At 54.4% G+C, this 12,496-nt stretch carries 14 protein-coding genes; 9 read left to right on the top strand and 5 right to left on the bottom strand.

The window, feature by feature from the left end:
• The first annotated feature begins 5 nt into the window (after positions 1 to 5).
• From cobO to ACSSVF_RS05555, 7 genes are read left to right on the top strand one after another with little or no spacing between them, the layout of a single operon-like run.
• On the top strand, positions 6 to 611 hold the full coding sequence (cobO, locus tag ACSSVF_RS05585) for a cob(I)yrinic acid a,c-diamide adenosyltransferase (RefSeq protein WP_492405968.1): 606 nt from the start codon (positions 6 to 8) through the stop codon (positions 609 to 611).
• 26 nt (positions 612 to 637) lie between these two features.
• Positions 638 to 1,897 carry a cobyrinic acid a,c-diamide synthase CobB gene (locus tag ACSSVF_RS05580; protein WP_492406310.1) on the top strand — a complete coding sequence of 420 codons (1,260 nt, stop codon included), beginning with the start codon at positions 638 to 640 and terminating at the stop codon, positions 1,895 to 1,897.
• Positions 1,894 to 2,568 carry a 5,6-dimethylbenzimidazole synthase gene (bluB, locus tag ACSSVF_RS05575; RefSeq protein WP_492405967.1) on the top strand — a complete coding sequence of 225 codons (675 nt, stop codon included), beginning with the start codon at positions 1,894 to 1,896 and terminating at the stop codon, positions 2,566 to 2,568. The genes ACSSVF_RS05580 and bluB overlap by 4 nt, the downstream gene beginning before the upstream one ends.
• Positions 2,565 to 3,371, top strand: a complete 807-nt coding sequence (locus ACSSVF_RS05570; RefSeq protein ID WP_492405966.1) for a cobalamin-binding protein — start codon at positions 2,565 to 2,567, stop codon at positions 3,369 to 3,371. Before bluB ends, ACSSVF_RS05570 begins: the two co-directional genes overlap by 4 nt.
• Positions 3,368 to 3,892 (top strand): bifunctional adenosylcobinamide kinase/adenosylcobinamide-phosphate guanylyltransferase, encoded by a 525-nt coding sequence (gene cobU / locus ACSSVF_RS05565; protein ID WP_492405965.1) that lies wholly within the window; start codon positions 3,368 to 3,370, stop codon positions 3,890 to 3,892. The genes ACSSVF_RS05570 and cobU overlap by 4 nt, the downstream gene beginning before the upstream one ends.
• A gap of 27 nt (positions 3,893 to 3,919) precedes the next feature.
• Entirely contained in the window at positions 3,920 to 4,744 is an 825-nt protein-coding gene (locus ACSSVF_RS05560; RefSeq protein ID WP_492405964.1) for a DUF4198 domain-containing protein, read from the top strand.
• A gap of 43 nt (positions 4,745 to 4,787) precedes the next feature.
• Positions 4,788 to 5,006, top strand: coding sequence for an RNA-binding S4 domain-containing protein (locus ACSSVF_RS05555; RefSeq protein WP_442584867.1), 219 nt, complete (start codon positions 4,788 to 4,790; stop codon positions 5,004 to 5,006).
• Here ACSSVF_RS05555 and ACSSVF_RS05550 read toward each other — a convergent pair.
• Complete coding sequence (locus ACSSVF_RS05550; protein WP_492406309.1) at positions 5,003 to 6,454, bottom strand: cobyric acid synthase; 1,452 nt, start codon at positions 6,452 to 6,454, stop codon at positions 5,003 to 5,005. The genes ACSSVF_RS05555 and ACSSVF_RS05550 overlap by 4 nt on opposite strands.
• A 2-nt stretch (positions 6,455 to 6,456) precedes the next feature.
• Between ACSSVF_RS05550 and cbiB the strand changes: the two genes are divergently transcribed.
• The gene (gene cbiB, locus ACSSVF_RS05545) at positions 6,457 to 7,404 is read left to right on the top strand and encodes an adenosylcobinamide-phosphate synthase CbiB (RefSeq protein ID WP_492405963.1); all 948 of its coding nucleotides are present in this window, start codon (positions 6,457 to 6,459) and stop codon (positions 7,402 to 7,404) included.
• Positions 7,397 to 8,389 (top strand): threonine-phosphate decarboxylase CobD, encoded by a 993-nt coding sequence (gene cobD, locus ACSSVF_RS05540; protein ID WP_492405962.1) that lies wholly within the window; start codon positions 7,397 to 7,399, stop codon positions 8,387 to 8,389. The genes cbiB and cobD overlap by 8 nt, the downstream gene beginning before the upstream one ends.
• Here the strand turns inward: cobD and cobC are convergent.
• From cobC to ACSSVF_RS05520, 4 genes are all read right to left on the bottom strand, one after another.
• Entirely contained in the window at positions 8,379 to 8,948 is a 570-nt protein-coding gene (gene cobC, locus ACSSVF_RS05535) for an alpha-ribazole phosphatase (RefSeq protein ID WP_492405961.1), read from the bottom strand. The two genes, cobD and cobC, sit on opposite strands and share 11 nt — an antisense overlap.
• Before the next feature lie 10 nt (positions 8,949 to 8,958).
• On the bottom strand, positions 8,959 to 9,756 hold the full coding sequence (locus tag ACSSVF_RS05530) for an adenosylcobinamide-GDP ribazoletransferase (protein ID WP_492405960.1): 798 nt from the start codon (positions 9,754 to 9,756) through the stop codon (positions 8,959 to 8,961).
• Entirely contained in the window at positions 9,753 to 10,799 is a 1,047-nt protein-coding gene (gene cobT, locus ACSSVF_RS05525) for a nicotinate-nucleotide--dimethylbenzimidazole phosphoribosyltransferase (RefSeq protein ID WP_492405959.1), read from the bottom strand. Before cobT ends, ACSSVF_RS05530 begins: the two co-directional genes overlap by 4 nt.
• A gap of 120 nt (positions 10,800 to 10,919) precedes the next feature.
• A complete protein-coding gene (locus tag ACSSVF_RS05520) occupies positions 10,920 to 12,380 on the bottom strand; it encodes a DegQ family serine endoprotease (RefSeq protein WP_492405958.1) in 1,461 nt (486 codons plus the stop codon).
• Between the last annotated feature and the right edge of the window lie 116 nt (positions 12,381 to 12,496).

Here is a 12,496-nt window from a genome sequence, read left to right as displayed (position 1 = left end):
TCAATATGGAAACCAATGACCGCGACAGCCGCCACAAGGTGCGCATGATAAGAAAAAAGGCGGTCATTGATGAAAAAATCGAGCAGGCCAAGCAGGAAAAAGGCCTGTTACTCATACTCACCGGCAATGGCAAAGGCAAAAGTTCTTCTGCTTTTGGTATGGTTGCCCGCTCACTTGGCCACGGCATGCGTGTCGGCGTCGCCCAGTTCATCAAGGGCAGATCTGACACCGGCGAAGAGGCCTTTTTCCGCCAGCATCCGGCAGTGACCTGGCATGTGTTGGGCGAAGGCTTTACCTGGAACACCCAAGATCGCCAGCGCGACACTGAAACAGCCATGCGTGGCTGGCAAATAGTCTCTGGCATGCTGCAAGATCCCGCGATTCATCTGGTCGTACTGGATGAACTCACCTACACCTTCAAATATGGTTTTCTGGATGAGCAAATGGTGCTGGATGCCATTGTCAAGCGTCCGCCCATGCAGCATGTGGTCATCACCGGCCGCGGCGCTTCTGAAGCATTGCGCAACGCGGCCGATACGGTGTCTGAATTGATGGATGTCAAACATGCCTGGCGTGCAGGCATTAAAGCCCAGGCTGGAATAGACTTGTGACCCAACAGACGGCAACCTGCCATGCGATGCTGATCGCAGCGCCTGCTTCCGGCCAGGGCAAGACCATGACCACCGCTGCGCTGGCACGCGCCTACCGTAATCGCGGCTTACGCGTGCTGGCATTTAAATGCGGGCCGGATTTTATCGATGGCATGATACTGGAAGTCGCCACCGGCAAGCCGGTCTATAACCTGGATCTGGGCATGTGCGGCGAAGCGGATGCACGGCGTTTGCTCTACCAGGCCGCACAAGAAAATGATGTGGTATTACTGGAAGGCGTGATGGGGCTTTACGACGGCAAGCCGTCCTGTGCCGACATTGCCGAGCGTTTTGGTATCCCGGTAGGGTTGGTACTCAATGCCAAAGCGATGGCACAAACCTGTGCTGCGGTGGCATACGGCTTATATGCATTTCGTCCGTCCTTGCAGCGGGGTGGCGTGATTGCTAACCAGGTTGGCAGTGAAGGCCACGCCAATATGATCAAAGAAGCCTTGCCTGCGGATATCCCCTGGCTGGGCGCAATGAAATTCGACGCTCAACTGAGCCTGCCAGAACGTCACCTGGGCTTGCACCTGGCACAGGAAATCACTGATATAGACCAACGTATTGAAGCGGCTGCAAAGTTATTGGGAGAGGACATCTCTTTACCCCCGGCTGTGAATTTTGATACGCCAGAAAAGAATTCTTGTGCGCCATTATTGCAAGGCAAAACCATTGCTGTCGCCAAAGATGCGGCTTTCTGTTTTATCTACCAGGCCAATCTGGATTTGTTGCAATCATTGGGCGCACAGATCACTTTTTTCTCTCCGTTATACGATAAGCAATTACCTGTGGCAGATGCTTGCTGGCTACCAGGTGGCTATCCCGAGCTACATTTAGAAACGCTGCAACACAACACCGGCATGCGTGAGAGTTTGCAGGCAGCCGTCGCAGCTGGCATGCCTGTACTGGCCGAATGTGGCGGCATGCTGGCAGCGGGCGAAAGCCTGAACGGACAGTCGGTCTTCGGTTTGCTGGCTGGTCATGGCACGATTGAAGCTAAACGGCAGGGCCTGGGCACGCAACACGCCACCTTCCCTTCCACCTCCGGCGAGGTCGCAGCCACCATAGGCGCGCACACGTTTCACTATGGCCGCTTTGAAACGAGCATGCCTGCGATTGCGCATGGCAAAGGCAGATATGGTGCCGGTGAAGCGGTGTATCGCCAGCAGAACATCACCGCCAGCTTCCTGCATTTTTATTTCCCGTCTAACCCGTCACTGGCTGCGCAGTTCTTTTTGCCATGAGTTTTGCTTATTCTGAAGCCGATAAAGCGGCGATTTATAAAGTCATTGCCGAGCGGCGCGATATGCGGCATTTTCTGCCTACGCCGATTGCACCCGAGTTATTACAGAAGCTTTTGCAAGCCGCGCACCAGGCGCCTAGTGTGGGCCTGATGCAACCGTGGCGTTTTATCCGCATTTCGGATGCGGATGTGCGCAAACGCATACATGCACTGGTCGATGAAGAACGTAAAAAAACCGCACTAGCGATTGGTGAATTCGAAAATACCGCGCGCATGGCCGAATTCATGCGACTGAAAGTCGAAGGTGTTCTCGATTGCGGTGAACTGTTGGTCGCCACTTTGTGCGACCAGCGCGAGAAATATATTTTCGGCCGTCGCACCCTGCCGGAAATGGACCTGGCCTCGGTTAGCTGTGCCATCCAGAACCTGTGGCTGGCCGCACGCGCCGAAGGCATAGGCCTGGGCTGGGTCAGCCTGTTTGACCCGCAGGCACTTGCGACATTGCTGGGTATGCCAGAGGATGCCAAACCGGTCGCTATTCTATGCCTGGGCTATGTGAATACCTTTTACAAATCTCCCATGCTGGTGGAAGAAGGCTGGGCGACAGAAAAACCGCTCTCCGACATGCTGATGGAAAATGGCTGGCAAAGCACCAAGGAGAACCAGCCATGAAGCGCTGGCCAAAACGTATCGTCTGCCTGACCACAGAAACAGTAGAAGTACTGTATCTGCTAGGCGAACAGCACCGTATCGTCGGTATTTCAGGCTTTACCACGCGCCCGGCCATTGCCAGGAAAGAAAAGCCCAAGATCAGTGGCTTTACCAGCGCGAATATAGAGAAGATACTGGCATTACAGCCAGACCTGGTGTTGTGTTTTTCCAACTTGCAGGCCGACATTGCAGCTTCGCTGATCAAAGCCGGTTGCCAGGTGCATGTATTCAACCAGCGTAGCCTGGACGATACCTTGCAAATGATACTGACCGTGGGCGACCTGGTCGGTGCCAGCGACAAGGCATACGCCCTGGTTGCGCAGTGCCAGGCATTGCTGGATGCTGCACGCCAACAGGCTGCTGGCTGGCCGCGCAAACCCACCATTTACTTTGAAGAATGGGATGAACCCATGCTGTGCAGCATACGCTGGGCGGCGGAGTTGATCGCAGCGGCTGGCGGGCAGGATTGCTTTCCGGCGCTGAGCCAGTTTCACAATGCGCGTGACCGCCAGGTGACCTCAGAGCAAGTGCTGGCGGCGCAGCCAGACATTGTGATCGGTTCCTGGTGCGGCAAAAAATTCCAGCCGGAAAAAGTGAAGGCGCGTGCAGGCTGGCAAATGATGCCGGCCGTTCAGCACGGCCATCTGTATGAAATTAAATCTGTCGATATCTTGCAACCGGGACCGGCCCTGTTTACTGAGGGTTTACCGCAATTGCAAACCATTATCCAACACTGGCAACAGCAAACCGGGAGTCTTACATGACGACACATCTGATTTTGGGCGGTGCGCGCAGCGGCAAAAGTGCGTTTGCCGAGCGCCTGGCCTCTGCGCTTGAGCTACCCGTGACTTATATCGCCACCGCACAAGTGTATGACGACGAATTCGCCAACCGCGTGGCGCAACACAAATCGCGCCGCCCGCCTTACTGGCAATTAGTAGAAGCGCCCTTTAACCTGGGCCAGACATTGCTGGACAATGATGCGCCTGACACCTGCCTGATTGTCGATTGCCTGACCTTGTGGCTGGCACAATGCATTTGCCCGGATTGCGACAAACCGGAGCGGCTGGACTGGCAGGCAGAAAAACAGGCGTTGCTGACTGCCTTGCCGCAATTACAGGCCAGCGTTTTCCTGGTGAGCAACGAAGTCGGCATGGGCATCGTGCCGCTAGGTGAAATCAACCGCCAGTTTCAGGATGAACAGGGGCGCTTGAACCAGCACGTGGCAGCGATTGCTGACAAAGTCAGCTTTATTGCTGCCGGGCTGCCCATCACGCTTAAATAAATAGTTAATTAAACCTCAGGAACAATCATGAAAAAGTTCTCCCTCATCGCCAGCGTGCTGGTCACACTTGCCGCCTCGTTGACTGCACAAGCACACGTCCCCTTTTTGAAACCTAACCAGTTCAATGTCACGCACCACCGCCTGACCATTGAATCTGCGTTTACCGAGTTTCCTTTCCAGGCAGACTTTGCTATGGATTCGCCTAACTTCACCATCACCAGCCCGAACGGTGCCACAGCTGCCATCAAGCCTATCGCCAAGACCAAGGCAGCGGTTTACCTGGAGCCTACACTCACTGAAGAAGGCACTTACCGCATCAGCACCGGCCAACGCGTTGGGCCTATCTATAAAGCAGTCGAAACGGCTGATAAAAAACTGTATTTCGCAGCAGATATGAAGCGCGTGACCGGCAAGCCGACCACCATGAATTACTACAGTTATGCCGATACCTATATTTTCAAAGGCCAGCAAAAGTATGTAGCCAGGCCATTTAACAAAGGGTTGGAAATCGTTCCATTGACGTCGCCTAATGGCCTAGTGCTGGGCGCTGAGGGTGCATTCCGCATACTGGAAGATGGCAAACCGGTGCCAAATGCGCGCATCATCGTGGTGACGGATAACGAACACTTTATCAAGCACCGTGTTGAAGATCTTTACGACCTGGATAACGTGAGGGAATCTAACATTCATGCCAATCAGCAAGGTGAGTTTACTTTTACCCCGAAAAAAGCCGGGCTGAATTTTTTGTTTGTGACCGTGCATCACCAGCTGAACGAGAACCTGTGGGAAAGCCAGAATGCGTCACTGACTCTGGAAGTGAATCTGCCAGCAGAAACTCAGAAAAAGCCCTGATTTTCGCGATTTTTACTATAACTTCACAGGAAAACACAACATCATGCCGACAACGACATTTCAACTCAAAGGTGAATTCATTGCACTTTGCGACCTGCTAAAACTGGAAGGTGTGGCGGATAGCGGCGGCCAGGGCAAGTCCATGGTGGCTGAAGGGCTGATTTCTGTAGATGGTCAAATCGAACGCCGCAAAACCGCTAAAATCCGCGCCGGGCAAGTGGTGCAGGCGTTTGAGCAGACCATCAATGTGGTCGCCGGTTAAGTGGGTGTAAAACCTGCTGGCAAATAAGCGGCGAGTGCGGACCAGTTGAGGTGCTTGCGCAAACTATCCGCTAATTGTTCCAGGCTTTGCTCACGCAATTGCGGATAGTCGTAAGCAAGCTGATCTGATAACCCGGCCCATTGCAACCAGGCGGCGCAGGCTTGCGGATGATCAAACAGGCCATGGATATAACTGCCCGCCACCTGGCCATCTGCTGACAATGCACCCTCTGCTTTATCGTTAACCAGGTGCGCCGGGCTTGCTAATGCAGGGCCGGCACTTACCCCCATATGGATTTCATAGCCTTGTAACTCAGCATCGGCAAAGGCCAGCTTGCCGGATACCTGTTTAAGCTGTTTGTGAGGCTCCAGTGTGGTTTCCATCGCCAGCCAGCCCAGGCCTGCACTACTGCCTGCTTCACCTTCAATCGCCAGCGGGTCATGCAGTTGCTGGCCCAACATCTGGAAGCCACCGCAAATCCCCAGCAATTTGCCGCCATAACGTAGATGACGCGCGATCAGGGGCTCCCATCCGTGCTCTCGCAACGCCGCCAAATCACCGCGTACATTCTTGCTGCCCGGCAGAATCATCAAATCGGCAGGCGGGACCGGCTCATTCAAACGTACAAATTTCACATCTACTTGCGGATGCAAGCGCAGGGCATCAAAGTCGGTATGGTTGGCGATATGCGGTAACACCGGGACAACAACGGTCAGCTTTACCCCTGTTTTTTTCGCATGGGTTGTGGCAACGGCATCTTCGGCTTCCAGGTGCAAATCATGCATATAAGGCAACACGCCTATCACAGGCTTACCGGTGCGTTGCTCAAGCCAATCCAGCCCCGGCTGTAACAAAGCAATGTCCCCGCGAAATTTGTTGATCACGAAACCAGCCACCCTTGCCTGCTCGCTCTCCGAGAGCAACGCCAGAGTACCGACCAGGTGCGCAAACACACCGCCTTTATCGATATCGGCGACCAGGATCACCGGGCAATCGACCGCTTCGGCAAAACCCATATTGGCAATATCGTTGGCGCGCAGATTGATTTCGGCCGGGCTGCCCGCGCCTTCGACCACCACGCATGCATATTGTTGTTGCAGCCGCTGGTAGGATTGCAGCACCGCCTGCATGGCGACTTTTTTGTACTCGTGGTAAGTGCTTGCTTCCTGGTTACCCTGCATCTGGCCGTGGATAATCACCTGGCAACCGGTATCAGAATTAGGTTTTAACAGCACGGGATTCATATCGGTGTGTGGCTGTAAACCACAAGCCATGGCTTGCACCGCCTGCGCACGGCCAATCTCGCCACCATCGGCGGTCACGGCGGCATTCAGCGCCATGTTTTGCGGCTTGAAAGGGACGACAGCGACCCCGCTGCGGTACAATACGCGGCACAACCCGGCCACCAGCGTACTTTTACCGGCATCCGATGTGGTGCCCTGAACCATTAATGTTTTTACTGCCTGTTTATCCATCTGCCGATTATCTCATACTCGCCCTGATTGCCTGCGGCGCGGTTGCGCTTGATTGCTGGCTGGGGGAGCCCGCAAGCTGGCATCCACTGGTAGGATTCGGTCGTCTCGCCAATTTATTAAGTCAGCGGTTTAATCCGCCAACCGCCCAAGCCAGATCCTCGCAACGCCTGACTGGTTTGCTTGCATGGATGCTGGCTGTGTTGCCACTGACGTATGTTGCATGGTTACTCTCGCAAACACAGTTTGGCTGGCTGGTGCATGGCTATTTGCTCTACTTTGCACTAGGTCACAAGAGCCTGCGGCAACATGCCCTGGCGGTGTATGCAGCACTGAAAAATAACGATACCCTGCAGGCACAACTTGCGGCTTCCTATATGGTCAGCCGTGATAAAGAAGCGATTGAACCCGTGCCTGCCACGCTGGAATCGGTACTTGAAAATGGCAATGATGGCGTGTTTGCAGCATTGTTCTGGTTCTTAATTGCAGGCGGGCCCGGTGTATTGTTGTACCGTCTGGCAAATACGCTGGATGCCATGTGGGGCTATAAAACCAGCCAGTACTATTATTTTGGCTGGGCCGCCGCGCGGCTGGATGACTTGTTGAACTACATTCCTGCCCGTTTAACAGCCATAACCTATGCATTGCTGGGCAGTACCAAAAAGGCACTTCATGCGTGGCGCACGCAAGCGAAACACTGGGATAGCCCGAATGCCGGGCCAGTCATGTCCGCAGGCGCAGGTGCGCTGGACGTCGCCTTGGGCGGACGTGCGCGTTATCATGATGTCTGGCATGAGCGTCCGGCACTGGGCACCAACATAACGCCAACCATGCAAGATATCCCGCGTGCATTACGATTGGTCAGCATAGGGTTGTACGCCTGGCTGGCGATCGCAGTGGTTATTGGGGTCTACATCTATGCTTGAACACGGCGGCAACCTGCAACAGGCAGCCACGCAATACGGTATCCCGCTGGCAGACTGGCTGGACTTATCCACCGGCATTAATCCGCAACACTACCCGATCCCACCCCTGCCGCCTGCGCTGTTCCAACGCTTGCCGACTATCAATGATGGTTTGCATGCGGCTGCGCAAAACTATTACGGCGCGCCACATCTTCTGGCATGTGCCGGCTCACAAGCTGCTTTGCAAGTGCTGCCTGCCTTGCGCAAGCCCTGCCGGGTAGCCATGCCGCGCACGATGTATCAGGAACACGCCCATGCCTGGCAAGGCGCGGGTCATCAAGTGCATTTTTTTGATCTGCAGCCTGATGCAGATACCCTGAACAATACGGATGTGCTGCTGCTCTGCAACCCCAACAACCCGACCGGGCAGGCATATCCAGTGGCTACCTTATTAAGCTGGCATGCTCAACTTGCAACACGCGGCGGCTGGCTGGTGGTGGATGAAGCATTTATGGACACCACACCACAGCTCAGCCTTGCCAGCCAAACAGGGCAGCCTGGGCTGTGGGTGTTACGCTCACTGGGTAAGTTTTACGGATTAGCAGGACTCAGGGTAGGCTTTTTGCTGGGTGAGCCAAAAGTCCTGGCAGAAGTAGAAGCATTACTGGGGCCATGGACAATCACCGGGCCTAGCCGCTATGTCGCCCAACTGGCGCTGCAAGATACGAGTTGGCAACAACAGATGCGTGAACACTTACCCGCGCAGTCCAGGCAGTTGTTCGAGCTGCTTAACCGATATGGATTAAGCCCAAGCGGTGGCACTGATTTATTCCAATATGTGCAACATCCTGCCAGCCGTCAGCTACAACACGCCCTGGCGGAACAAGGTATTTGGACGCGCTATTTTGAATCACCGCAAGCGTTGCGGTTTGGTTTGCCGCCAGCAACTGAATGGACGCGACTGGAGCAGGCACTTATGAAAGTCACCACCGGTCTTAACGGTTAACAAACTCAATCTTGGGCACAGCGCCTGAAAAATCCAGGCGGGTCAGGCTGGCATAATCAACATGAAAACGGAACAGGCCTTTCAGTTGCATGTTCAACACGTGTGCAATCATGGCCCGTATCATGCCGCCATGGGTCACCACTAACACGTGCTGGTTAGCGTGGTGCTGTAAACATTCATCGATAAATGCGATGCCGCGTTGTTGCAAAGCGGCGAATGTCTCGCCATTGGGCGGAGACAGATCAGCATAGTTTTGCGCCCAGACATCAAACAGTTCGCGCGGAATATCATTCCACGCCTGCATTTCCCAGTCGCCGAAATGCAGTTCTTTCAAACGCTCGTCATGCGCGATCTGGTGATCAAGATCGAGTGCATGCGCCAGCTTGCTACACCTTTGCAGCGGGCTGGCATACAGCGCATCAAACTGCTCGCCAGCTATTTTTGCCTGTAAGGTAGCCAGTTCATGATGAAAGCTGGCGGCCACATCAATATCTGTTTGCCCGTAGCAAATCCCCTCAGCCACTTGCAGGCTGGTATGGCGGATCAATGTGAGTTTCATAGCATCAATTTCATAGCAGGCGACTCCACGCCAGCAAACCCAGGTAAAAAGCCAGTTCTGTAAACTGTTGCATGGCACCCAGGGTGTCGCCGGTATAGCCTTGCAGATTGCGTAACAGCAAGCTGCGCCACCACCACCAGGCCAGCAACACAGGCAATTCTGTGATCAATAAAAACTGTAAAGCAGCAAAGCCGGAATGATTCAGCCACAGCAATCCGGCAAAACCTAGCCAGCTCCATAAGCCAAAGGCGCTGGCGCACCAAAGGTCTTTACGTGTCAGCGTGGTGGCGAGCGGCTTGGATTTACCGGCAGACCTGACATAGGGCATGGTTGCCATGACATAAACTGCAGCCAGGCGGCTTAAGGCATGGCCAGCAATAAGGGCAAATGGCAACACCGCCGCTGGTAAGGCAGTCAGCGCCTGGAACTTGAATAGCAGGATACCAATCAACGCGATGGCGCCATAACTGCCCAGGCGCGAATCCTGCATGATCTCCAGTTTGCGCGCTTTATCCATCCCGCCGCCCAGCCCGTCGGCGCTGTCAGCCAGGCCATCTTCGTGGAAAGCGCCGGTCAGGTAAATCGTGGCCAGCATGCTGAATAACACCGAGATGGCAGGCGGGAAAATCAATGCGGCCAGCCACCAGACCATGGCAGCAATCAAGCCTATCAATAACCCTACCAGCGGGAAATAGCGCGCAGCGTGATTGAGTTCGGCTTCCTGGAAATCCGGCAGGGTCGGCACCGGCAGTCGGGTGAAAAAGCCGACCGCGAGCAGGAAATACCGCCATTGCAGGTTGAGATTCACGCGTTTTTCTCGCTGACGCCAGCACTTTCAAAGCTGGCCATTTCGTTCAGGAAAGCCACAGCCGATTGCAACAAGGGATACGCCAACACCGCGCCGGTGCCTTCACCCAGCCGCAATGACAAATGCAGTAATGGCTGCACTTTTAAATGCTCCAGCATTTTGCTGTGCCCGCTCTCGTCAGAACAATGTGCGAATACGCAATAATCCAATACTTGCGGGTATAGCTTTGCCGCAACCAATAGTGCAGAAGTCGCAATAAAACCATCAATCAGCAAAGTGGCCCTGGCTTCCGCGCCTGCCAGCAAGGCGCCCACCATCATGGCGACTTCGAACCCACCAAATACGGTCAGCGCTTGCAGGGGGTTCCTGGCATCGACATGGTGGGTTTGCAGGGCGGTGGTGAGCACGGCTAATTTATGGTCCAGCCCTTTATCGCTGAGGCCGGTGCCACGGCCTACACATTGATGCAAGGGCAGGCCGCATAGCACACTCATCAGGCAACTGGCGCTGGAGGTATTGCCTATGCCCATCTCACCAAGCGCAAGGACATTACAGCCTTGTGCAATCGCATCACGGGCGATTTCGGCACCGCGCGCAATCGCTTGCGTACACTCTTCGGCCGTCATGGCCGGATGGCGCAGGAAACTCAGGGTACCCATGCCCAGCTTGGAATCGATCAGCATGGGGTGCGGTTCGAATTTGGCATTGACGCCGCTATCGATGACATGCAACTGGAAACCATGTTGCCGCGCAAACACATTAATGGCCGCACCTCCATTGAGGAAATTCAGCACCATCTGTGCCGTGACTGCCTGCGGATAGGGGCTGACGCCTTCAGCGACAATGCCATGGTCACCGGCAAATACCAGCATGGTCTGCTGCTGCAAGCCTGGCTGTTCTGTATTCTGGATCAGGCCCAGCTGTAATGCCAGCGCCTCCAACCTGCCCAAGGCGCCCAGGGGTTTGGTTTTCTGGTTAATGCGCTGCGTAAGCGCATTTTGCAAGGCATCGTTTTTAGTGGAGGCTATCTGGAAATTTTGCATAACAGCATTCTACCCGAGTAAATATAAGCGTGTCAGAAAGCCAAACTTGCAAGCCCTGTAAAAGGCTGAAAAAAGCCCCGCAATCGCGGGGCAAAGGGAGGGGATTTAAAAAAACTTCAATCAGCTGATTTTAACTGGCACATAAATCTTGTTGTCACCGCGCATCACCAGCAGGGCCACGTTTTTAGTGTTGGGAGATAATTTGTCGTGCAGCTGTGTGACGCTGGTGACCTGGTCACCGTTCACCGCCAGGATCACATCCCCGGGCTGGATGCCCGCGTTGGCAGCCGGGCCCTTACCCACTTCTTCCACCAGCAGGCCCTGCTTGATCTGGGTCTGTGCCAGCTCCCGTGAAGTTAGCAGGCGCACACTCACGCCTAACTTGGCCTGTTTATTATCAGGCGCAATCGCAGGTGCGATCTTCGCGGTTTGCATTTCATCGACACGCACGCTCAGGGTCTTCAATGACTTTTTACGCCAGACTTCCATCTTGACGGTACTGCCAGGCGCCAAATTGGCCACCATAGGCGGCAAGTCGCTGGAGCGGTCTATGACCTGGTTGTTAAACTTAAGGATGACATCGCCCGGTTCCAGGCCTGCTTTGTCGGCCGGGCCATTTTTCTCTACATTGCTGACCAGTGCGCCGCTATTGGTTTTCAGGCCAAATGAGCTCGCCAGGTCCTGGTTGATAGACTGTACGCCGACGCCCAGGCGACCACGGCTGACTTTGCCTTTATCCAGCAGTTGTTGCTCTATGCCCATGGCGACATCGATAGGAATCGCAAATGACAACCCCTGGTAGCCACCACTGCGGCTATAAATCTGAGAGTTGATACCGACCACTTCGCCATTTAAATTAAATAATGGGCCGCCTGAGTTGCCAGGGTTGATCGCAACATCGGTCTGCAAAAACGGCACATAGCCTTCATCCGGCAGTGCGCGCGATTTGGCAGAGATAATGCCCGCTGTCACCGTATTATCGAAGCCGAACGGAGAGCCGATTGCCACCACCCAGTCACCGACATTGCTGTTTTTAGTGCTGCCGATTTTCACGGTAGGCAAGTCCTTGCCATCGATCTTCAGCACAGCGACATCGGTCAGTTTATCGACACCAATCACCTTGGCTTTGAACTCACGCTTATCTGTGAGCCTGACAATCACCTCATCGGCCTTATCGACCACGTGCGCATTGGTCAGGATCACGCCATCCGGCTTCACAATAAACCCCGAGCCCATGCCGCTCATAGGCATCTCGGTTTGTGGCTGGTTAGGCTGGAAACGACGGAAGAACTCATACATGGGATCATTCGGATCCATGCCTGGGATGCCACTGGTTTTCACGGTGCCGGTGACGCTGATATTGACCACTGCCGCACCCTGGCTGGCAGCGATACTGGCAAAATTTGGCAAAGTGATATAGGCGCTGGGGCCGGCAATGGTTTGCGCAGCCACCGGTGTCGTCGCCTGGGCGTCATTGACCAAAGTATTGCCTTTTACCCAGTAGCCCGCGCCAAACAAGGCGGCTACCGCCAGGGGCACACTGACCCAATGGGTGAGTTTCGATTGCATGAATGCCTGCATAACTTCTTCCTTTCTAAGGTATGTATTACTTCGTGAGTGCTTGTATGGGAAACCATAAAAAACACTTTCTGGGTTTATGAGCGAAATAGTCACGGCGAAGTTTCCCTGCATTTGTA

The organism is Methylophilus sp. E2MeOHC9 (assembly GCF_058744375.1).
Note: the sequence above shows the minus strand (reverse complement) of the source record. Positions and strands in the feature narration are given on the sequence as shown.